Genomic DNA, 23,852 nt, shown 5'->3' on the forward strand with positions numbered 1-23,852 from the left:
CCTTTAATTAAAATGAACAAGAAACTCTCCATAATAACCATCAATTATAACAACCTTCTTGGTTTGCAAAAAACCGTAGAGAGTGTCACGTGCCAGATTTGGCAAGAGTTTGAATACATTGTTATTGATGGTGGTTCAACGGATGGAAGCGCTACTTATTTAGAAAGTCAAACTGATAAAATTACGCATTGGGTTAGTGAACCTGATAAAGGGATTTACAATGCAATGAACAAAGGGATTGCAAAGGCTAGCGGAGAATATTTACTTTTTTTGAATAGTGGAGATCATTTTATTAATTCTTTGTCGTTACAAAAAGTCCAAAAGCATCTCATTAATGATGGTGTTATTTATTTTAATATTGATGTTATAGATAATGGAAGTTCTTATGTATTAGAGAATCCTACAGTAATGTCGTTTTCTTATTTGCATAACAATTTACCTTGCCATCAATGTACATTTATACATCAATCCGTATTTAAAAGAGTAGGGTATTATGATGAAAGTTTGAAAATAGTGGCTGATTGGAAATTGTTGATACAGGCGATACTAAAACACAACGTCGCTTACCGAAAGGTAGATGCTGTTTTTTCAACTTTTTACAAAGATGGAATAAGTTCGTTACCAGAAAATCAATCCATTATAGAAGCTGAAAGAGCTCGGGTCTTACAAGAGGAATTTCCGGTACTGATGAATGATTTGAACGAATATTTTGTTTTGGAAAGAATCATTCGGAATATAAGAAAATCACGAAAAATTAATTGGTTAATTAAGTTAGGTTTGTTGGATAAATTTTAAGATTGCTATGGATAATCATTTTACTCTTTCGGTTATTATTCCGGTTTACAATTGTGAGCGCTTTATTGAGAAATCGATAGCCTCAGTAATTGCGCAACCCGAAGTGACTGAAATAGTAGTCATAAATGATGGCAGCACTGATGCTACTGGGTTACTTTTAGATCAGTTGCAAAAACAAAATTCGATTCTTAAAATATATCATCATCAAAATAAATCAAATAAAGGACGTTCTGCCAGCAGAAATCTTGGGATACAAAAAGCAACAGGGAATTATATTGCTTTTCTGGATGCGGATGATTACTATCTCGAGAACCGTTTTGCAAACGACTATAAGGTATTTCGAGAAAGCCCTAGTTGTGATGGGGTGTACAATGCAGTGGCTTCTCATTTTTACAGGGAAGTAACACAGGAAGAATCCACCAGGCATCAATTAGAGTTGAACACGATGACAAAAGGTATTGCACCTGAATTTCTTTTTGACGCCCTGATTTCAGGGAAATATGGTTTTTTTCATATTGACGGTTTGACAGTAAAAAAATCAGTGTTTCAAGCCACAGGATTATTCAATGAGTCATTATTGGTTTCAGAGGATTCAGATTTATTTTGGAAAATGGCCTTAAAAACCAGATTATATGGCGGTGTACTCGACGAACCTATAGCAAAAAGAGGGATTCATGATGCTAATGTTTTTGATAGAACCGATTTGTATGCTGTATTTGTAATCAAAATGTATGAATCATTGATAGCTTGGAGTAGTAGGAATAATATAGCATTAATAAGCATAGACATATTTATGAAGTGGTTATGGATTTTAAAATTCAAGCAGAATAAAGGAATGTTGCACAATTGTTCGTATTGGTTTTTACTATTTATTAAAAACCCAAAAATTTTATTTTCCTATTTAAGCATCAAATATTTTCCAATAATTAGACAAAGACAAATCCTTTTTCCATTTTTGTACCGCCAGAATTAATATCGTGTCTTTTTGAAATCTAAAACCAGTAAAAAATATAACATGAAAAAAAAAATTAAAAGGTTTGTTAATTTTTTAGGATATGAATTAAGAAATATTAAATCACCTACAACAATTGGGGCTTTATGCAATAGACCTGTAGGGTCAATGGTCACGATTCTTGAAGATTTAAGGTTATGTGGATTAGAGTGCAAGTCCATTCTAGACGTTGGTGCAAACAGTTCATCTTGGAGTAGATTGGCAAAAAAAATATTTCACGAGGCGCATTTTTATTTAATAGAGCCACAAATTGAAATGGAGGATAAATTGATTGCGTTTACCAATGAATTTAGTAATTCGGCTTACTTTCTTAATGGTGTAGGTTCCGCAAACGAAATTTTGACATTAACAATTTGGGACGATTTAGCAGGTTCTTCATTATTACCAAAAGAGGATGAAAAATTGTTAAAAAATGGCAAACAGAGAAAAATAGAGATTGTCACAATTGATCATCTCATAGAAAGCAATGAAATTATGATGCCTGAACTGATTAAACTTGATATTCAGGGTTTTGAATTGGAGGCGCTCAAAGGCGCTACTAAAACATTTGGTTATACAGAAGTATACATCTTAGAAGTTTCACTTTTTCCTTTTTCAGATGGTCCGGGGATGCCAATATTTGGAGATGTTATTAACTTTATGTTAGATTATGGCTATGTTGTTTATGATTTTGCTGGATTTTTAAGAAGACCATTGGATGGCGCCTTAGGACAATGTGATATTTGTTTTGTCAAAAAAGATGGATTTTTAAGGCAATCTAATGATTGGCAATAATTATAATTATTTATAGATTTTTTTAAAATTAATAAAGTATAAATTGAAACCAAAAATTTCCATCATCACCGTCAATTATAACAATCTTGAAGGATTGCAAAAAACGGTTGACAGCATTTCCAGTCAGACTTGGCAAGCGTTTGAGCATATCATTATTGATGGCGGTTCCACAGATGGAAGTGTGGGATATATTGAAAGTAATGTACAATTATTTGAGTATTGGGTAAGCGAACCTGATTCTGGCGTTTATCATGCAATGAACAAGGGCATCGCAAAAGCGTCCGGGGAGTATTTGCTTTTTTTGAACAGTGGGGATCATTTTTTTTCTTCTAAAGTATTGGAACAAAATCATCAAGAAATTAAAAATGCGGCAATTATTTATTTTAATTTGCAAGTGGTCGAAGGACATAAGATTTTTATTAAAGAATATCCTGAGGTACTGTCTTTTTCTTATTTTGTAAATGATACGTTGCCACATCCAGCCACTTTTATAGCAAAAACGGCTTTTGATAAAACAAATTTTTATAAAGAAGATTTTAAGATACTATCAGATTGGAAGTTTTTTTTAGACAGTATTTGTAAATATAATTTAACCTATAAAAAAATAGACACGACTTTATCTACTTTTTATATTGGCGGAATGAGTTCAAATCCAGCTAACAGAGTTATAAAGCTGGACGAAAAACAACAAGTCCTTCAAGAAGAATACTCTGCTTATTTACAAGATTTAGATGATGTTATCATTTATAAAGATATTGTCTCTACTTTTAGAAAATCCCGAATTATTAGATTGTTGGTGAAATTAAGATTATTAAATAAGTTTTAATGATGAGCATACAAGTCTCTATAATTGTTCCATGTTATAAACAAGCGCATTTTTTGAATGAGTCGTTGCTCTCTGTCTTGGCTCAGACCTATACGAATTGGGAATGTATTATTGTGAATGACGGAAGTCCGGATGATACAGAACGTATTGCTGAACAATGGAGTGCAAGAGACAATCGCTTTAAATATCTTAAAAAAGAAAATGGAGGATTATCCTCAGCCCGTAATGCCGGCATTGCGAGTAGTAAAGGAGAATATATTTTACCTTTAGATGCAGATGATATACTGCATGAGGATTATTTAACATTTTTAGTTCCCGAATTGCAGCAAAATTCTTCACTTGCTATTGTTTCCTGTTATAGCAATTTTTTTATAAACAATCGCTCAAATATAATTCATCAGCAAAAGCCCATCGGTACTACCTATCACGCATTATTATATGAAAATAATATGATGGCGAGCTCATTATATCATAAAAAATATTGGGAAGAAGTAGGCGGATATGATGAAAATATGAAAGATGGTTTTGAAGATTGGGAATTTTGGATTGCAATTACCAAAAAAGGTCGGGAATATAAATTTGTAGAAGCATTTTTATTCTATTACAGAAAATCAAAGAAATCAATGTTTATTGATACATTAGCTCATCATTTAGAGTCAAATATGGAGTATGTCTTTAAAAAGCATAATGAAATTTATATTGCACAGTTTGGAACAACAATGGAGTACTTGTTTTCTCTTATAAAAAGGCATCATGCAAGTGAACATAAAATAAAAAAATCAGTGGAATATAAAATCGCAAAAATAATTGCTAAGCCCTTTAGGATATTCCAAAAGCTAATGATAAAAAAATAAATTCTCAATGATTTCAGTTGTTATCAGAAATAAAAATCAATCCGGTGCCCTCACCTTTTTGTTAAAAAATTTGACGGAAAGATATTGGTATGACATTTCGGAGATTATTGTTGTCGATAATCTTTCAACTGATTCTAGTAAGGAAGTTGCAGTACAGTTTGGAGCGCGTTTCGTTACTATCAAGAATTTTAGTTTTGGCGGAAGTGCTAATGTATGTGCAAGAGAAGCCCGATTTCCTATAGTGGTTATTTTTAGTTCACATTCGTATCCTGTGAGCCATGACTTTTTTAAGTTAATACAACAGAAATTTGAAAATAATCCTAATTTAGCAGGATTAAGATGTTTACATAGTTCAAACGATTATAAAAATTTCATCAATAATATTCCAGCTACAATTGATCCCAATAAGTCGGGATTGATTTTTTCAGGTTCGGCTTTTAGCAGAGATGTCTGGGAGAAACATTCTTTTAGAGAGGATGTGGCTACCTTTGAAGATAAAGAATGGACCACTAGAGTTTTAAAAGAAGGGTATGCCATTGATTTTGTGCCGGCTATATTTAGTTATGAAATCAAAAGAAGTTCACAGCAACTTTTTTTTAGATTTAAAAGTGATGTTGTGGGGAACTATCAGTTGTGGCATCATGATGTATCCTTTAGAGATGCCCTAAAATCGCTTTTGGGTTCTTTTTACAATTCCATCAAAAATTTTGGAATTGAATTGTATTACAATTTAAAAAGGTTTTTATTTTTAATTCAATTTATTAATAATAAACCAAAGCGGTTTTGATATCCGTATCAACAATTATAATAAACAATTTCGATTTTTTACGCTTTTTCGTTGTCTTATTGGAGGTAAGTTTTCTTGTAGAACCATTATTGGAAAGTGATGAAAATCAACTTTGTTTGCGAGCATTTAATATTAAAGAAAGCTTTACTATTTAAAAATGAAATATTAATTTAAGTAGTAGTCTCTTCTTTTGGGTTATGATTAACACTGGTATGATATGAATATATAAAAACACAAACAATGTTTATAAAAGCACTCCAAGCCCTAAAAAAAGAATATCGTAGGATAAAAAATTTAGTAGCGCCACATCCCTTATTTTCTAGCATTGATAAATTTAAATTATCAAAGATCAAAAGAGATAGTAATAAACAAGGATTCATTTATTTAAAGCCCAAAGGTTGGTTGCATACGATTAAAATTCGTAAAAATTTTATTGACAAAGAAGTTGTGCACTATGTGTTACAAGATCAATATCATTTGCCTCCCACACTGTCAAAAATTTCAGCTAATCCTGTAATTCTTGATTTAGGTAGTAATATTGGTCTTACAATAGCACATATGAAACAAATCTATCCTACTTCAAAAATTATTGGATACGAAATGAATAAAGAAAATTATCTTCTTGCTAAACGAAACACCAAGTTTTATGATAATGTGATGGTAGTTAATACAGCTGTGTGGATAGAAGATGCGACAGTAACGTATAGAAATACTGCGAATTACGATTCGTATGCCATTTTAAATGACACAGAAAAAAAAGATGCAGATGAGTTAATAGAGGTGCCGTCACTCAAACTGTCAAGTATCATAAAAAATCATGATCTTACGCATATTGATTATTTAAAAATGGATATTGAAGGTGCCGAGAAAGCGATTCTCGAATCTGAGGATTTAAGCTGGATGGACAAAGTGGGTGCGATGAATATTGAAATGCATTTGGATCGAAATAATGATCTCAGCGAATTTCTAGCCATTATTGAAAATAGAGGATTTACTGTTTGGAAGGATTCCAAGCATTGGTCAAGTATTTTTGCTGTGCGGAATAATCTATGATTTACACTATTGTTTTAATCAAAATAATGAATGTTAACAAGTTGAAATAAGGCCTAATAGTATTATTTTAAAGAAATCAAAATGAATAATAAGATATCTGTAATCATACCGTGCTATAATCAAGCCCTTTTTTTAGAAGAAACATTACAATCTGTTTTAAAACAAACACATAAAAATTGGGAATGTATTATAATTGATGATGGTAGTACAGATGGTTCAAAAAAAATTGCTTTAAAATGGTGTGATTTTGATGAACGGTTTTTATATTTTTTCAAGTTTAATGGTGGTTTGAGTAGTGCAAGAAATGCAGGATTAAAGCTTGCAGAAGGAGATTATGTACAATTCTTGGATGGGGATGATTTAATTAAACCAACTAAATTTGAACAGCAGCTAATAGATTTGCAAGACGCTCAAGTTTCTATTTCAAATTACTTTTCGTTTGTAGATGGGAATATTGAATTAGCAGCACCTTACCGGTATTTAACACCATTTGTTTCTGAGACAAATTTTAGAAAAGAAATTATTTTAGATTGGGAATATAGAATGTCCATTCCATGTCATTCCGTTTTGTTTCAAAAAAAATTAATAGTAGATAATGAAATTTTATTTAACGAAACGCTGCCAAATCATGAGGATTGGGTTTTCTGGTCGCAGTTGTTTTATGTTTCAAAAAAGATTAAAAATAATACTAATGTTTTGGCTCTTTATCGAATAAGAGATGATTCGATGACAGCAAATTACGCTTTAATGAGGCATGGTTTTAATGAAGGAGCTAAAATTCTTTTGTATTATTTTAAAGAAAAAAAAGAAAAAGATTTGGTTAATGCGGTTCGCATAAAACAAAACGAAATAAAAAATAAAAATAAAAAACCCTTTTTAAAAAAAATTGAAGCGCGACTAATCGGTAAATTAATTTATTTCTATAGAATATGTCAAAAGTAATAAAGCCAATAGCAATATACCTTCCACAGTTTCATCCCATACCTGAAAACGATCAATGGTGGGGTAAAGGGTTTACAGAATGGACTAATGTAACTAAAGCCACTCCTAGATTTGAGGGGCATTTTCAACCTCATTTACCGGCAGATTTAGGTTTTTATGATTTGCGTTTACATGAAACACGACTCGCTCAGGAAGAATTAGCAAAATCACATGGGATACATGGTTTTTGCTATTACCATTATTGGTTCAACGGAAAACGAGTGCTTGAGGAACCATTAAACAGAAAACTAAAAAATCCTAAAGAAGATTTCCCGTTTATGATGTGTTGGGCTAATGAAAATTGGACAAGAATTTGGAATGGAGGAGAATCGGATGTATTGTTGAAACAGGAATATTCAGAGGAAGACGATTACAATCATATTAAGGTTTTAATAGACTATTTTAAAGATGATAATTATATTAAAGTAGAAGGAAAACCAATGTTTATTATTTACAGACCCAAACTGTTTCCAAATGTTGAAAAAACAATTGGAATATGGCGTGAAGAAGTAAAAAAAGCAGGTTTTCCGGACATATACATTGGATTTGCACAGACATCTGAATACGATCATGAACCCAAAAGCAAAGGATTTGATTTTATGTTTGAATTTCAACCTAATTTCAGCGTAAGACCCAGTATCATAAATAATACTTTTTTTAAAAAGACAATAAAAAGGTTATTGAAAAAAGTGAAGATTTTAATAAAAAATAAGTTTGAAGCCGTTTATGATTACGAACAATATGCCAAAATGCAAATGGATTCTGGTTTTAAACGGGATTGTTATCCCGCAATTACTCCTATGTGGGATAATTCATCAAGAAGGAAAGTCAACTTTTTTATCCTGCATAATGCTTCACCCGATAAGTATAAAGTTTGGCTGAAGCATATCAAAGACAACTATCCTTGGGATAAAATGCCGGAACGATTTTTATTTATTAATGCTTGGAATGAATGGGCTGAAGGCAATCATCTGGAACCCTGCCAGAAATGGGGGAAAGGATATTTAGAAGCGACCAAAGAGATCATTACGGATGATATTAATTCTTTTTAATTAGTTTTTAAATGAATAATATTACGGTCAGTATTTTTATGCTTACATACAATCAAGAGCAATTTATAGCACAAACTATTGAGAGTATTTTGATGCAAAAAACAAATTTCACCTATCAATTGGTAATAGGAGAAGATTGTAGTACAGATACAACCAGAATTATCTGCGAAAAATATGTTACTCACTATCCTCAAAAAATAAAATTGTTACCGTCATTAGAAAAAAATATTGGTTTGATTGCCAACTATATGAGAACCATAGCAGCATGTGATGGGAAATACATCGCTATTTGTGATGGAGACGATTACTGGATTGATGAATTAAAATTACAAAAACAAGTTGATTATTTAGAAGCTCACCCAGATTTTTCAATAGTATTCACAAAAATAAAGAGACTTTTTTCTAATGGCGAATTCAAAGAGATGATTATGGAAAATCAAAAAAGTTGCACAACTTTTGAAGATTTAATTTTTAATAATTTTATACCTTCGGTTACCGTATTATTTAAAAACAATCAAAAAAACGAAAAAATTCCCTCTTGGTTGATTCATTTTCCTTACGGTGATTGGCCTACTTATCTTTGGACTATTAAAGACGAAGGTAAAATCTATTTTTTAGATGAGGTAACAGCTATTTATAGAATAGATACAGGTGTTTCTTCGAGGATCAGAAAAGTGAATAGTGATGTGGTAAAAGTTAATTTGAATATTTTAAAATGTATTGCCAACGATAATGGTTTTGAACATAAAAGGGCTGCGATAAATGAAAGTATCTTTAGAGCTAAAAAAAATGTAATGGCAAGTTTAAATAGGGAAAAAAAATATCTAGCTTCGCTTAAAATGTTATTCCATATTATGCTGAATTACAAACAAAAGAATCAAGTTGCAAAGTTATATTTGTATTCTATATATCGAACATTTGAAAAGAGAAATTAAGCTTTTTAAAATAGTTGAAATAATAAAAAATGCTTTTAATTTGAAAAATGTACAGCCTAATATATGCTATGGGTTTAATTGTATTAAAAAATGATAACATTAGTATTAACTTACCGTAACCGAGATTTGCGAATTGTAAAAAAGTGCTTGGATTCTTTGAATCAACAATCGCTTCATTTGTTTCATGTTGTTCTGGTAGATTATGGTAGTGAAGCTGTTTTTGCTAATAATTTAAAGGAATTAGTAAAAGGCTATGATTTTATACAATTGATATCATGTCCAGTTGAAGGGCAACTTTGGAACAAGTCTAGAGCTATTAATATTGCTTTGCAGCAATGTAATTCTCCTTATTTTTTTGTTGCAGATATCGATATGCTTTTTAGAAAAGATTTTATCGCGCAATTGTCTCAATTGAAATCTCCGGATGAAGTAATCTATTTTAAAGTTGGTTTTTTAAGTAAAAAAGAGTCTGCAAAAGTGTGTGTTTTTGAAACATATAAAGTGAAACATTATTCTACTGAAGAGGCGACAGGAATGACCTTATATCCCACTGATATTTTAAAGAGAATTAACGGATATGATGAGTTTTATCACGGTTGGGGAGCTGAAGATACGGATGTTCATGTACGCTTGATAAATTCAGGATTTAAAGTGCGATTTTATGAATTAGAAGTCCTAATGCTGCACCAATGGCATCAAAAAGCCTATCGAACAAAAAATAGTATGGCCCCATTTCATAATAGTCTGGAGAAAATAAATCAATGCTATTTGAAGCAAACTCGAAATCTAGGAATATCAAAAGTAAATAATAATTTTGGTTGGGGGATTTCTCCAGAGGAAAATAGTTATAAAACTTTAGCAATTCCCACCCATTTTTTTACTTTAACGAATGAAAAAGATGAAATTGATGCTTTTTTAAAAGGGAGTTTGTTTAATAGTAAGGATATGGTTTTACAATTTACAGTTACAGAAAGCCCATTTCAAAAGAATTTTAGAAATTATATAAGGAAGCTGATCGGAAAAAAGTTTTTTGAGTATTATCAAATTGATGAAGTTAATAATGAACTTTTAGAAACATTGATTGTTAATTTTCGAAACCATCCCTATCAATATGTTTATGAACAAGATAAAGGAATTATTGTACTTAAAATAAAATTCTAATTATGAAAATTCTAATGGTCTCTATGGCTTCGCTTCATTTTTTTAAATGGGCAGAGCAATTGGAAAACGCTGGACATGAAGTATATTGGTTTGATGTGATTGACAGTAAACAAAAAGTGTCAAAGATTAGTTGGATAAATCAAATTGTTGACTGGAGATTAAGATGGAATTATCCAGGACGCTATTTTATGAAAAACAAATTTCCGAGGCTTTATGATTTTGTACAAAAGTTCAATGAACGAAATACAGCAATAATTTTCGAACATAAATTATTAGAAATTGAGCCTGATGTGGTACACAGCTTTGAAATGCAAATTTCGTGTTTACCAATTCTTTCTGTGATGGAGAAATATAACTCCGTTAACTGGGTTTTTTCATCTTGGGGAAGTGATATGTTTTTTACACAACAGTTACAAATTTCTGATTTTTTAAGGAATAGAACATTAAAAAGAATTAATTATTTGATTACCGATTGCTTCAGAGATTTTGAAATTGCTAAAAAAAATGGATTTACGAATCAGTTTTTAGGTGTTTTTCCAGGTAATGGTGGAATTTATTTTGAAGATAGAATAATGCTTCCAGTTTCGCTGAGAAAAATAATTTTAATTAAAGGTTATAATAATTGTATTGGGAAAGGTATTAATATTATTAAAGCTTTGACAAAAGAATTGTTAGTTTTGATGAAAAATCATGAAATTATTGTGTTTGGAGCTGATCATGAAATTCAAGATTATATAAATAATCAAGATCGATTTAAAGAAGCGAATATAAGAATCAATTTAAGATCAGATTTTATTGAAAATAATGCGCTGTTAAAAATGATGGGAGAAAGCTATATTTATATTGGAAATAGCATGTCAGATGGTTTGCCCAACTCAATGATAGAGGCAATGGGCATGGGAGCTTTTCCAATTCAATCTAATCCGGGTAATGTAACTGAGGAACTTATAATTGATGGATATAATGGACTTCTGATTCAAGATGCATTAAATTATAAAGATATTGAAAGATTGATTAAAAAAGCATTGTTGGATCCAGCAATGATTGAAAAAGCTTTTGAACACAATACAAAGGTTATAAAAGAACGGTACGATAGAGACAAAAATAAAATTGAAATAATAAAATTATATGAGTCCATTTCTAAAATATAAGTATTGTTTTAGTTAAATTGGGTATTGTTTTTTTTAGATTTTTTCAATAAAATAAATAGTATATAATTATGAAAAAAATAGGTGTCATTCCACTACGTAAAGATTCTAAAGGAATTCCAGGGAAAAATAAAAAGAAAATGCTGGGTCGTCCCTTGTTTTCATGGGTCCTTACTGAAGCTATTTTTTCTGATTTGGATGCCGTTTATGTATTTACAAACGATACGGAAATAATTAGTTATGTAGAACGGGAATACTATTGGACCGATAAGGTTTTTGCCTTGTTGCGTAGTGAAGAAAATGCAGATGATACCGCTTCTACAGAAAGCACTATGCTAGAGTTTTCTGAGGAAATCAATCACGATTACGATGTTTTATGTTTATTACAAGCGACTTCTCCCTTGACTTTGGCAGCGGATATTAATACCGTTTTGGACAAAATCACCACCGAAAAATACGATAGTGCCCTCACTGTGGTCAATACGCATCGATTTACCTGGAACAGTGATGGAACCCCGCAAAATTATGATGTTTTCAACAGGCCCAGAAGACAAGATTTTGAGGGATTGTTAATAGAAAATGGGGCAGTTTACGCTACTAAAAAAGAACTTTTTTTAGATTCTAAAAACAGAGTGAGCGGGAACATTGGCTTGGTGACCATGTCAGAAGAAACTTTGATGGAGATTGATAGTCTGGCTGACTGGAATATTGTTGAAAATCTATTAATGGGGCGGCAAAAAGCAATGAAAACAAACCAAAGGATTCAATATTTAGTGCTGGATGTAGATGGTGTTTTTACAGATGGAGGAGTATATTATAATAAAGATGGAGAAATGGCAAAAAAATTTGACATGCGCGATGGTATGGGATTAGAGATTTTAAGAGAAAATAATGTTGAAGTGATCACATTGACTTCTGAAAATTCTAAACTGGTGGCACAGCGTATGGAAAAACTTCAAATTAAAGAGGCTTTTTTTGGCATTAAAGATAAATATTCTTTTTTAAAACAATTTCTTGCCACTAAAAATAGTAGTTTTGGTGCTGTTGCTTATGTAGGTGATGATGTGAATGATTTGACGAATATGTGCAGTTCAGGTTGGTCTTTTGCTCCGGCAAATGCTACATCCATTGTGAAATTAAATGCTGATTTTGTGCTTGGTAGTGCTTCGGGAGCCGGAGCTATCAGAGAAGTTTGTGAAACGTTATTAAAGTATAATAAAAGATATGACTGAGTTTAAAAAACCTTATGTAATTGCTGAAATTGGATGTAATCATAAAGGAGATATAGAAATTGCAAAAGAATTGATAAAGATTGCTAAGATATTTTGTAATGTTGATGCGGTTAAGTTTCAAAAGAGGAACAATACCGAATTATTGACCGAAGCGCAATACAATGCACCACATCCTAATGCCAGCAACTCTTACGGGGATACGTATGGTGCGCATAGGGAATTTTTAGAATTTGATGCGAATGAACACCAAGAGTTAAAGGATTATTGTGAATCAATAGGTATTACGTATTCGACTTCTGTTTGGGATACGACATCAGCCAAAGAAATTGCATCGCTTAAGCCAGAATTTATTAAAATCCCTTCAGCCTGTAATAATAATTTTGATATGTTAGGTTGGCTTTGTGATCATTACCGAGGGGAAATTCATATTTCTACAGGAATGACCACTAAAAATGAAACAGATACTTTAGTTAATTATTTTGTTGAAAAAGGCAGGAATAAAGACTTAGTTTTATATAATTGTACTTCAGGCTATCCAGTGCCATTTGAGGATGTGTGCTTGTTAGATATTACTTTGCTGAATCAAAAATATGGTGATACCGTAAAACACATTGGTTTTTCGGGACATCATTTAGGAATAGCGGTAGATATAGCGGCCTACACACTGGGTGCTAACATTATTGAAAGACACTATACGATCGATCGCACGTGGAAAGGGACCGATCATGCTGCGTCATTAGAGCCTATGGGATTGCGAAAATTATCACGAGACTTGAATGCAGTTTATAGTGCTTTATCCTTTAAATCAACGGATATTTTGCCTATTGAGCAAGTGCAAAGGGATAAGTTGAAAAATAGGAAATTGTAGTTTTTTGTTGTTACTCTTTCTAGGTAATACCTATTTTGCGTCAACGATTAGAAGTAACTATTGTTCTTCTTATTGTACGATTTATCTTATGCAGAAATTACAATAGATTAAGTCTTGTGTGATTTATTCTTTATTTCGTTTTAAAGTATCTGTAATTATAGAATTAAATTTTCACAAGAACAATTGCTATAATTGAGTTTAAACTTCTTTTTTTTCTCAATTTTGCTATTAGAATAGAATATGAATTTATAAAGAAAAATATTACAAAGTAGACTTCGTTTAAAAATCTTGAAGAATACCAAAATAGTTTGGGCATTAATTTATGAGTAAAAAAATATTTGTTTTTTTTCCCGATGGAGTGGGGTTGCGTAATTTTGCGTTTACGCAGTTTAAAGAATTAGGAGTGCAAAAAGGACACCAAATTGTCTATTGGAACAATACCGTTTTCTCTCTTCAAGAGGAGTTGGGTTACGATGAGGTTACAATAGAAAACCATAAAATAAATCGGTTAACGCCAATCTATTCTCGCATTCGAAAACACATTGAGTTGAATGTTTCTCAAAAGAAGTTTAAGGATGACGTGTACCTTACCTATAAATTCCCTTTTAATTACAACGGCATAAAAAATACATTAATTACACTTTATACGAGGTTGTTAATAGGATTTAATTCTTCAGAAAAAGGGATTGTCCGCATCCGAAAAAGAATCTGTAGTTTAGAAAGGTCGACTGAAAAATACCAGTATTGTAGAGCACAGTTACAAGAGCATCAACCGGATTTGGTGTTTTGCACCACACAACGCGCCACGCAATCTATAAGTGCTTTATTGGCGGCCAAAGATTTAGGAATTCCTACTGTGGCTTTCGTCTATTCCTGGGATAATGTGCCTAAGGCCATGCAGGTTGTGGAAACGGATTACTACTTTGTCTGGAGTGATCTAATGAAAGACGAAGTTTTGAAATATTATCCTTTTGTACAGGAATCTCAAGTTATAGTTACTGGAACACCTCAGTTTGAACCTCATTATGATAGCCATTTGCTGCAAGAAAGAGCCGTTTTTTTTGCTGAGCATAACTTAGATATTGATAAAAAATACATTTGTTATTCTGGTGATGATGAAACCACTTCGCCTTTGGATCAGTATTATTTACAGGATTTGGCTCAAGCAGTGCGCAGCTTAAACAGCAAAGGGAAAAACTTGGGCATTATTTACCGAAAATGTCCCGTTGATACCACTAATCGATATGATGCTGTTTTGCAGGCGAATACCGATATTATTGCTGTTATAGACCCAGTCTGGAAACCGATGGGGAAACAATGGAATGAAATTTTGCCTACGAAAAAAGATTTAGGACTATTATATAATGTTTGTGCCCATTCTGAATTTGTGACCAATGTATGTTCCTCAACAGTTTTTGATTTTGTGGCTCATGAAAAATCGTGTATTTACTTCAATTACGAGCAACCTCAATTAAGAAAAGGAATTCGAGACATCGGTCAAAATTACAAGTATGTTCATTTTAGAAGTATGCCCAGTCCAGCAGCAGCTGTTTTTTGTACGGATAAAAAAGAGTTGGAACATTTGGTAAACCAAATCCTAAAAGGTGAATTATCCAATGTTTCAGAGGGGAAAAAATGGTATGAAATTGTGGCTGGTGTAACCCCAACTCAAGCTTCAGAGAAAATATGGAAAAGTATAGATGCGATTTTAAGTAATTGAAAATTGTAGTCTAACATGAAAAAATTTATAATTCATACCATTGGGATTTTAATTACTTTTTTAATTGTATCTACACTCTTAGATTTTACTTATACAACTGTTTATGAAAATTCTATCCCAAGAACTAAATTTCAGTATTTAAGAAGTTTGAAAAATACTAAAGTGGATTATATTTTCTTAGGTTCTTCCAGAGTTGAAAATGGAATTGATCCATTCATCATAATAAGTAAAACTCAAAAAAAGTGTATCAATTTAGGATATGAGGCAGCCAAACTGGGTGATATTTATACGGTTTTGCAATTGTTGAAATCCTATTCTATTGCCACAGATACTGTGTTTATTCAAGTCGATTATATTTTTGATATTAAAGGAAAATCGATTAATTTACCATACGAAATGACTCCGTTTATCAGAGACAATAAAGTAACCAAGGACTATTTGCTTGATTATGTAGGAAAAGATCCAAGTGTATATTATGTTCCCTTCACAAGGTATTTAAGGAGTGATCAAAAGATTGGTTTTAGAGAATTTTTAGCAAATTTGGTTGGCAGTAAAACCGCAGTAGCAGAACAAAAGGGATATAGTCCTTTAGCAGGGCAAGCTAATGAAAGTATTAATAAAAACCATTCTTCTTTACCAGCCTCTATTGCATCGCATAGTCTCTACTATGAAAAAATAAAAAAATTTGGCGCCGAAAATAATATAAAAATTGTCTTCTTTTGTGCTCCTTTTTGCAGGCATGTCAAAAATCTGGATTATGTCAAAAAACTAAAAACTAAAATTCCAGATCTATATGATTTTTCTACTGTCATACAAGAGGATTCGCTGTTTGTAAATTGTTTTCATTTGAATAAGTTAGGTGCAACTGAATTCACTGAAATCTTTGCAGAGGAACTATTTAAAAAATAATAAAAAATAATAAAAACAACATGTTCTTTAACTCTTTAACCTTTGCCATTTTCCTGCCTATTGTATTTGTGTTGTATTGGTTCGTTTTTAATAAAAACAAAAGCACTCAAAATGCAGTACTCATTATAGCGAGCTATTATTTTTATTCCTGTTGGGATTGGCGTTTTTTGTTCTTGCTGGTTTTCTCTACTTTTTTAGATTATTATACTGGTATTCGGATAGAAAAAGCCAAGACAGAACTTGGACGAAAATTTTGGTTTTGGTTGAGTATCAGTGTAAATTTGGGTTTCTTGGGAGTATTTAAATATTATAATTTTTTTGCAGATTCTTTCTCCCAATTGTTAAATGGATTCGGGCTGCAAACAAGTCCCTTATTACTGAACGTTATTCTGCCGGTTGGTATTTCCTTTTATACGTTTCACGGATTATCGTATGTAATTGATATTTATTTAAAAAGAATTAAGGCAGAATATAATTTTGTAGATTACTCTTTATTTGTCAGTTATTTTCCATTACTCGTGGCGGGGCCTATTGAAAGAGCGACGCATTTATTGCCTCAAGTGAAAGTAAAACGCATTTTTGACTATCAAAAAGCCAAAGAAGGAATCTTTCAGTTTGTTTGGGGATTGTTCAAAAAAGTGGTTATCGCGGATACCTGTGCGACCTATGCCAATGCGATTTTTGATAATTACGAATCGATGAACTCTTTGTCACTGATTCTTGGATCCGTTTATTTCGCCTTCCAGATTTATGGTGATTTTTCAGGTTATTCGGATATGGCATTGGGAATGTCTAAATTGTTTGGCATCGACTTATTGCGTAATTTTAATTATCCGTATTTTTCCAGAGATATTGCCGAGTTTTGGCGGCGTTGGCATATTTCGCTTTCGTCTTGGTTTCGAGACTATTTATACATTCCTTTGGGCGGTAGCAGTGGTGGTACGGCGATGAAAGTCCGCAATACGTTTATCATATTTCTAGTGAGTGGTTTTTGGCATGGCGCCAATTGGACTTTTATTGCCTGGGGTTTTATTAACGCTTTGTATTTTTTACCGCTATTGCTTTTGAAACGGAATCGGTCTAATATGGAAACAGTATCCTTGTATTGGGATTTGAACTCCGTTAAAGTTTTCTTTAGTATTGTCAGTACGTTTGCATTAACCTGCTTGGCGTGGATTTTCTTCCGGGTAAAATCGATAGGAGATGCTTTTGAATATATTGGTCGTATTTTTACCAATGGAATTTTTGAATCACAGTATTTGGAAAACGAGCGTTACAATTATGAAATCATTATTTTAATACTAGCTTTTATTATTGTGGAATGGAAGAGCCGTACGCAAATAGAACCCATTTCCGGGAAATACAGTTATTTGAAATTAACGTTATGCTTTGCAGCAATTGTAGCGTTGGGAACGTATTCCGATTATAAAGAATTTATTTATTTTCAGTTTTGATATAAATAAGGAAATTGATTGTAATTTGTTTCTGCTTAGTATAAACTTTCGAAGTGATAAAGCGTCTCGACTGTACTTCGACTTCGCTCAGTATAAACTTTCGACGTGACAAGAATGAGTACGATTTCAGATCGAGTCCTTCGTCTACACTCATGACAAGCAATAGTCGAGTTGTCAAATCGAGTCCTTCGTCTACGCTCAGGACAAGCTATAGTCGAGATTCGTTTAATTTAAAATAAAACAGTATATGAAATTCTACTATGTATATATTCTTCGTTGTATTGACGATTCACTATACGTAGGTTTGACTTCTGATATTGAGAGAAGAGTTATGGAACATAATATGGGTAAATATCCAGAAGCCTATACGTACAGTAGAAGACCGATTTTATTAGTTTTTTATCAGGATTTTACCGATCCTAATCAGGCTATCGAATTTGAAAAAAAAATAAAAAAATGGAGTAGGATGAAAAAACAAGCGCTAATTGATGAAAATTTTGACAAATTACAAGATTTATCAGAATGTAGAAATGCAACGCATCATAAATACAAATCGGATTTTGAAGATATAGAAGAATAGTTTGACTAAGCGTCTCGACTGCGCTCGACGTGACAAAGAGAGTAGTTTAATTGTCAAATCGAGCGCAGTCGAGATTCATTAAGACATAAAAGCGTCTCGACTGCACTCGACGTGACATAGTGAGAAGTTTAATTATCAAATCGAGTCCTTCGTCTACGCTCGACGTGACACAGTGAGTAGTTTAATTATCAAATCGAGTCCTTCGTCTACGCTCGACGTGACAAAGAGAGTAGTTTAATTGTCAAATCGAGCGCAGTCGAGATTCATTAAGACATAAAAGCGTCTCGACTGCACTCGACGTGACATAGTGAGTAGTTTAATTGTCAAATCGAGTCCTTCGTCTACGCTCGACGTGACAAAAGATTGGTTTGTCAAATCGAGGTGTCAAATACTATACATTAAAATACTAGAATAATAATACAGAATAAAACAACAATGAAGCAGTTTTTAATTTTCACAGTCAAAACCCTCGTGTTACTACTTTTACTGTTGGTGGTATTGGATTTTTTGTACACCACTGTTTATTTACAGTCTTCGAATAGAGGGAAAATAGATTATGTTTACAACTCAAAGGCTCGAAATTATGACGTGGTGATTTTAGGATCTTCGAGGGCGAATAATCATTTTGTAGCACCACTATTTGAACAAAAAGGATTGAAAACCTTTAATTACGGCATGAGTGGGGGGCATTTGTTTGAAGCTTCTTTATTATTGAAATTAATGACTGAGCGTCATTATAAAATAAAAAATGTGGTACTGGAAGCTGATTTGAATTTAGCTAATGAACAGGAGTCTGAGAGTGTAGCTTCTAAATTTTTACCTTATATACACCGTTCTAAAGTGATTGAAGCACACTTTGCCCAACAGCCTCATTTTTGGGCTAACTATTATATTCCTTTTTACAGGTATATTGTTTTTGGCCCACAAATTGGTTTTCGGGAAATGTATAATATGGTAATGCAAAAACCAACAAAACTGTTGGATCATCTAGGGTATTATCCTTTAGGCAAAAATCCGAATGCGAATATGAAAAATGATTTAACGAATCTAAAACCGTTACACAATAGATATTACGAAGAAATAAAGCATCTTTGTAAAACGAATCATATTAACCTGATAGCTGTTATGACGCCTATGTGTTCCAATACTAAAGGATTAAATTATTTTGAGAAAGTAAAGGCAATCTATCCTGAAATTCACAATTATGAAAATGCGGTAGAAGGGGATCAATATTTTTCTTCTTGTGGACATATGAATGATGTAGGGGCCCGAAAGTTTACTACAATAATTTTAAATGATTTTTTTAAATAAACCTGAGGATGTATAAAACATAAAGGAAGCCTATTACGGATTTTCTTAAAGGGAAAACTTGGAGAAGAACCAGTAAATCCTCTGAGAATATTTTAAAAAATATATAATGATAATTAGTAAATAATGAAGCTATGAATATAAAGAATTTAATTAAAAATGCATTTGGTATAACTAATATAAAATTTATTAAATCTTGGTATAGAAGTTCAAATGAGAAGATGCTTATAGACCAAAGACGTAAATTTTATGCTCAATTTCTTAAATCAGACAGCATTTTTTTTGATATTGGCGCAAATTATGGCAACAGAATTGAGCCTTTAATAAATGATAACATAAAAATTATTGCGATTGAACCACAAATAGAATGCGTTAGATATCTAAGAAAAAAATATGGAAAAAAAATAACAATACTTCAAAATGGTGTTGGTAAAGAGATTGAAACCAAATTAATGTATATATCCACTAATGCGAATATTTTATCTTCCTTCTCAAGAGAATGGATTGATTCAACTAAAAATAGTGGAAGATTTAAAAAGATTGACTGGGATAAAACTCGAACAATAGATATGATTACCTTAGATTCATTAATCGCAACATACGGGAATCCGGATTTTATAAAAATTGATGTTGAGGGTTTTGAGTTGGAAGTGCTCAAAGGACTTACTCAAAATGTAAATGTATTATCATTAGAATATACCGTTCCTGAGCGTAAAGAGGCATTAATAGATTGTTTATCTTATTTAAATAACTTGTCAAATTCAAATATTTTGTTCAATTACTGTATAACAGAAAATACAGAATTTTCTTTGCCACAATGGGTTGATTTTAATGAAATAATTATGTTGGTTTCTACTGATGCATTTTTAAATACTCAATTTGGAGATGTTTATGTAAAATTCAATTAATAATTGTAATAAATAAACTATGCACATTGCCTTTCTAACTCCTGAATTTCCCCACGAAAGAGTAGCTCACGCAGCCGGTATAGGTACCAGCATCAAGAATTTAGTAGTTGCTTTGGCATACAAAAAAGTAAAAGTTTCGGTATTTGTGTATGGTCAGCAAGAAGATGCGTTGCTTGTAGAGGATGGAATTACAATTCATTTGATCAAATACAGAAAGTATAAATTCATGGGTTGGTATTGGCATCGAAAATACCTTCAAAACTACTTGAATAAACATATACTTTCTCAAAAAATTGATGCTGTAGAAGCACCGGACTGGACTGGAATTACTGCTTTTATGCGTTTGAAAGTGCCATTGGTAATTCGGTTTCATGGCAGTGATACTTATTTTTGTCATATTGAAAAGCGTCATCAAAAATTGAAAAACTATTGGTTCGAAAAGCTGGCTGTTCAGAATGCCGAAGCTTTTATTGCGCCTACTACTTATGCGGGAAATATCTCTAAGAAATTATTCGGGATAAAAAATAAACTGGTACAAACTATCCATTACGGACTTGAATTGAACCGTTTTGAAAATCCAAATCCTGCGCTTTTTGAAAAGGGACTGTTATTGTATATAGGTACGGTAATACGTAAGAAAGGCGTGTTTGAACTGCCTGAAATTTTTAAAAAAGTTAGATTGCTATTTCCGGAGGCGAAACTGGTTTTGATTGGTGGAGATTCGTCGGATGTACAAACAGGCAGTCATTCGACCTGGCAAATGCTTCAAAAAGAATTTGATACTAATGATTTAGAAAAAGTAACTTACCTTGGGAAAATACCCTATAAGGATATTCAAAACTACATAAAGCAAGCACACGTTTGCATATTTCCCAGCTTCGCAGAAACCTTGGGGATGGTGACTATAGAATCAATGGCGCTACAAAAACCAGTGGTTAATACCAATATGGGATGGGCACAAGAATTAATTGCAGATGGCGAAACTGGTTTTTTGGTTCATCCGAAAAATCATACTCTTTATGCTGATAAAATATTAGAGTTGTTAGCGGATTCCAACCTTTGTCTGACAATGGGAGGAAACGCCAGAAAACGTGTGGAAGCAATTTTTGACATAGAAAAAATTGCACAGCAAAATATCCTTTTTTATCAATCTATAATAGGCCAATCGTGATTGTTGTTTATCATCAAAATGACCGTGTAGCTAAAGTTGTATCTACTCACAATGAATTGATTCCTGTTGATATGGATTCTAGCATTGCTGCCGTGCTTATGAAATTAGCCCATCAGTTTCCTGAGGAGCTTATTGTGTGGTGTCATCAATTGCTGGAAAATAGCTTGAATATTGAACAGATTGCAACGCTTTTTCATCATAATAAAATGATGCTTTCTTATACTGAAACTAATACTCGTTTCTTAGGAAATGGAATAGGTTTTGTGGAAGAATCCCCTTTTATTAAAGTCAATAAAAAGTGTACTTATCCTACTTGGTTAATGAGCAGTGAGGTTGGAGTGATTCATGCTTCAGTGTTAAAATTGATTGGAGGTACTATAAAAGCCGACGCTAATTTTGATTATTTTTTAAACTCAGTGGCAAAAGTTGGGATGATTTTGGGTTTGTTATGTTATTCTGAGCCTCAACTGCTATTGAAAAACGCACCACATCCTATTCTTCAAAAAGCCAATTTATTTGTTTTATTTCGTTTTGTGAAACAACACTATAAAAAGCGTTGGATAGTGTTGTTATTTTTGAATTTGCTTGTTTTCGAAAAACGATTTCCTCTTTTACCATTGCTATATTCGTTGTTTTTTAAAAGCCGAAAAAAAACAGCACTCAACCTAGGGATTATTCCAGTACAGTCCACTTTGACAGTTGTTGATAAAAAAACGATTGATGTCATCATTCCCACCATTGGTCGGAAACCCTATTTACATGACGTTTTACGGGATTTGGCGCAACAAACTCATTTGCCAGTTCATGTGATTATTATAGAGCAAAATCCACAGCCTGGCAGTATTTCAGAATTGGATTTTTTGACAAATGAAACTTGGCCTTTTATCATTAAACATACTTTTACCCATCAGGCTGGTGCTTGTAATGCCCGTAATTTGGCTTTAAGCCAGGTAGAAAGTGAATGGGTATTCTTGAATGATGATGATAATCGTTTCGGCGAAAGGTTGTTGGAAACCGTTTTGAGTAAAATACAGCAGTTTGGGATTTCAGTACTTACAACTGCTTATCTACAGAAAAATGAACCCCAACGCTACGGCATTATCAATCAATCGGGGATTTTTGGTTCCGGTAATAGTTTTGTAAAAGCCTGTTGTCTGACTACTGTCTCTTTTGATATGGCATTAGAGTTTGGTTATGGTGAAGATATTGATTTTGGGATGCAATTGAGAAACAAAGGGTTTGATATTATTTATTTCCCAGAAATACGTATTTTGCACCTTAAAGCGCCTATGGGAGGGTTTAGAATTAAAGTAAAACAGTTGTGGGATGCTGAAACTGTTCAGCCTAAACCATCTGCTACCATCATGTATGTTTTTTTTAAACATTACACACAACAACAACTTTTAGGTTATAAACTAGTTTTATTTTTTAAATTATTAAAAAAAAAATCAATTTATAATTATTTCGTCTTTCTAAAAGAATATCAAAAAAAATGGGAGAAGAGTCAATATTGGGCCAGTAAATTATAATTAATGAAAATAAGTAAAAAGAAAATCAGTTTTCTAATCACACATTACAACAGACCCTTAGATTTATTGAAATGTTTAAAAGCAATAAAAAGCCTTAATATTTCAGATTCTGAAATTGTGGTATGTGACGATGCAAGTCAGGACAAACATTTAGAAACAATAAAAGACTACGAAATTGATCAGTTGATTGTTGCTAAAACGAATCAAGGACTTGCTGCTAATATTAACAAGGGCATTGAAGCTTGCCAAGGGGAGTATATTATTTATTGTCAGGAAGATTTTGTTTTAAATGTTCAGATTAGTAATCTTTTGCAAGAATTTTTAGAGCTATTAGATTCACGGAAAGTGGATATGATTCGATTTACATCTAATTCACCTTTCAATAAATTAATTCCTTTAACCGCTGCAGTTTCTTTAATTCCAAAATTTTCGTTCCGAAATTTTTTATTGAATTATTATCAATACAGCGATCATCCTTTCATTACTAAAAAGAGTTTTTATCTTAGATATGGGACTTATCTTGAAAATACTTCAGGTAGATATGGAGAAACAGAATATGCTATAAGAATTTTAAAATCGGATGCTAAAATTGCTATAACAAAAAAAAACTTAGCATCATTAATTGAGGGAAGTGTATCGGTACTGGCACATGAATCTGATCGGGATAACAAAATTTTTACAATAAATAAATCATATTTGAAAGTAGGGCGTGCTTTACGATTGTATTTAGAATGTTTTTTATATAACAAAGCTAAAAGAGGCTTAATTACCTATAAAAATTTGAGACAAAAATAA

General features: G+C 32.3%; 23 protein-coding genes. All 23 read left to right on the plus strand.

The window, feature by feature from the left end; all coding sequences use genetic code 11:
* Nucleotides 1-12 precede the first annotated feature (12 nt).
* The 23 genes from BMZ76_RS10285 (at nt 13) to BMZ76_RS10395 (ending at nt 23,852) form a co-directional block, all read left to right on the plus strand.
* Entirely contained in the window at nt 13-795 is a 783-nt protein-coding gene (locus tag BMZ76_RS10285; protein ID WP_091205737.1) for a glycosyltransferase family 2 protein, read from the plus strand.
* 7 nt (nt 796-802) lie between these two features.
* Nucleotides 803-1,768, plus strand: coding sequence for a glycosyltransferase family 2 protein (locus BMZ76_RS10290; RefSeq protein WP_091205740.1), 966 nt, complete (start codon nt 803-805; stop codon nt 1,766-1,768).
* 42 nt (nt 1,769-1,810) lie between these two features.
* Nucleotides 1,811-2,581, plus strand: coding sequence for an FkbM family methyltransferase (locus BMZ76_RS10295; protein WP_091205742.1), 771 nt, complete (start codon nt 1,811-1,813; stop codon nt 2,579-2,581).
* Nucleotides 2,582-2,624: 43 nt separating this feature from the next.
* Complete coding sequence (locus BMZ76_RS10300) at nt 2,625-3,407, plus strand: glycosyltransferase family 2 protein (protein WP_167547451.1); 783 nt, start codon at nt 2,625-2,627, stop codon at nt 3,405-3,407.
* Entirely contained in the window at nt 3,407-4,261 is an 855-nt protein-coding gene (locus tag BMZ76_RS10305; RefSeq protein ID WP_244281791.1) for a glycosyltransferase family 2 protein, read from the plus strand. Before BMZ76_RS10300 ends, BMZ76_RS10305 begins: the two co-directional genes overlap by 1 nt.
* Nucleotides 4,262-4,268: 7 nt before the next feature.
* Complete coding sequence (locus BMZ76_RS10310) at nt 4,269-5,048, plus strand: glycosyltransferase family 2 protein (RefSeq protein WP_091205749.1); 780 nt, start codon at nt 4,269-4,271, stop codon at nt 5,046-5,048.
* A 240-nt stretch (nt 5,049-5,288) separates the two neighbouring features.
* Nucleotides 5,289-6,101 (plus strand): FkbM family methyltransferase, encoded by an 813-nt coding sequence (locus BMZ76_RS10315; protein ID WP_091205751.1) that lies wholly within the window; start codon nt 5,289-5,291, stop codon nt 6,099-6,101.
* An 81-nt stretch (nt 6,102-6,182) separates the two neighbouring features.
* Nucleotides 6,183-7,043: a glycosyltransferase family 2 protein gene (locus BMZ76_RS10320; RefSeq protein ID WP_091205753.1), complete on the plus strand. Its 861-nt coding sequence runs from the start codon at nt 6,183-6,185 to the stop codon at nt 7,041-7,043.
* Nucleotides 7,031-8,134, plus strand: a complete 1,104-nt coding sequence (locus BMZ76_RS10325; RefSeq protein WP_091205756.1) for a glycosyltransferase WbsX family protein — start codon at nt 7,031-7,033, stop codon at nt 8,132-8,134. Before BMZ76_RS10320 ends, BMZ76_RS10325 begins: the two co-directional genes overlap by 13 nt.
* A gap of 11 nt (nt 8,135-8,145) precedes the next feature.
* Nucleotides 8,146-9,069: a glycosyltransferase gene (locus tag BMZ76_RS10330; RefSeq protein ID WP_091205759.1), complete on the plus strand. Its 924-nt coding sequence runs from the start codon at nt 8,146-8,148 to the stop codon at nt 9,067-9,069.
* A gap of 90 nt (nt 9,070-9,159) precedes the next feature.
* Nucleotides 9,160-10,230, plus strand: a complete 1,071-nt coding sequence (locus tag BMZ76_RS10335; protein WP_091205762.1) for a glycosyltransferase family 2 protein — start codon at nt 9,160-9,162, stop codon at nt 10,228-10,230.
* Between the two features lie 59 nt (nt 10,231-10,289).
* Nucleotides 10,290-11,381: a glycosyltransferase gene (locus BMZ76_RS10340; protein WP_244281792.1), complete on the plus strand. Its 1,092-nt coding sequence runs from the start codon at nt 10,290-10,292 to the stop codon at nt 11,379-11,381.
* Between the two features lie 68 nt (nt 11,382-11,449).
* The gene (locus BMZ76_RS10345; RefSeq protein ID WP_091205765.1) at nt 11,450-12,610 is read left to right on the plus strand and encodes an acylneuraminate cytidylyltransferase; all 1,161 of its coding nucleotides are present in this window, start codon (nt 11,450-11,452) and stop codon (nt 12,608-12,610) included.
* Nucleotides 12,603-13,478: an N-acetylneuraminate synthase family protein gene (locus BMZ76_RS10350; protein WP_091205767.1), complete on the plus strand. Its 876-nt coding sequence runs from the start codon at nt 12,603-12,605 to the stop codon at nt 13,476-13,478. The genes BMZ76_RS10345 and BMZ76_RS10350 overlap by 8 nt, the downstream gene beginning before the upstream one ends.
* A 322-nt stretch (nt 13,479-13,800) precedes the next feature.
* Entirely contained in the window at nt 13,801-15,198 is a 1,398-nt protein-coding gene (locus tag BMZ76_RS10355; protein ID WP_091205769.1) for a glycosyltransferase family protein, read from the plus strand.
* Nucleotides 15,199-15,213: 15 nt separating this feature from the next.
* Nucleotides 15,214-16,107 (plus strand): hypothetical protein, encoded by an 894-nt coding sequence (locus BMZ76_RS10360; protein WP_091205772.1) that lies wholly within the window; start codon nt 15,214-15,216, stop codon nt 16,105-16,107.
* Nucleotides 16,108-16,127: 20 nt separating this feature from the next.
* A complete protein-coding gene (locus tag BMZ76_RS10365) occupies nt 16,128-17,561 on the plus strand; it encodes an MBOAT family O-acyltransferase (RefSeq protein ID WP_091205774.1) in 1,434 nt (477 codons plus the stop codon).
* 247 nt (nt 17,562-17,808) lie between these two features.
* Nucleotides 17,809-18,141 carry a GIY-YIG nuclease family protein gene (locus BMZ76_RS10370; protein ID WP_091205776.1) on the plus strand — a complete coding sequence of 111 codons (333 nt, stop codon included), beginning with the start codon at nt 17,809-17,811 and terminating at the stop codon, nt 18,139-18,141.
* A gap of 471 nt (nt 18,142-18,612) precedes the next feature.
* The gene (locus BMZ76_RS10375; protein ID WP_317615066.1) at nt 18,613-19,452 is read left to right on the plus strand and encodes a hypothetical protein; all 840 of its coding nucleotides are present in this window, start codon (nt 18,613-18,615) and stop codon (nt 19,450-19,452) included.
* A gap of 131 nt (nt 19,453-19,583) precedes the next feature.
* Nucleotides 19,584-20,357 carry an FkbM family methyltransferase gene (locus BMZ76_RS10380; RefSeq protein WP_091205781.1) on the plus strand — a complete coding sequence of 258 codons (774 nt, stop codon included), beginning with the start codon at nt 19,584-19,586 and terminating at the stop codon, nt 20,355-20,357.
* 19 nt (nt 20,358-20,376) lie between these two features.
* Nucleotides 20,377-21,528 carry a glycosyltransferase family 4 protein gene (locus tag BMZ76_RS10385; protein ID WP_091205783.1) on the plus strand — a complete coding sequence of 384 codons (1,152 nt, stop codon included), beginning with the start codon at nt 20,377-20,379 and terminating at the stop codon, nt 21,526-21,528.
* Nucleotides 21,525-23,057 (plus strand): glycosyltransferase family 2 protein, encoded by a 1,533-nt coding sequence (locus BMZ76_RS10390; protein WP_091205788.1) that lies wholly within the window; start codon nt 21,525-21,527, stop codon nt 23,055-23,057. Before BMZ76_RS10385 ends, BMZ76_RS10390 begins: the two co-directional genes overlap by 4 nt.
* 3 nt (nt 23,058-23,060) lie before the next feature.
* Nucleotides 23,061-23,852, plus strand: a complete 792-nt coding sequence (locus BMZ76_RS10395) for a glycosyltransferase family 2 protein (protein WP_091205790.1) — start codon at nt 23,061-23,063, stop codon at nt 23,850-23,852.

The sequence above is a fragment of the Flavobacterium xueshanense genome (assembly GCF_900112975.1).
Taxonomy (GTDB): Bacteria; Bacteroidota; Bacteroidia; order Flavobacteriales; family Flavobacteriaceae; genus Flavobacterium; species Flavobacterium xueshanense.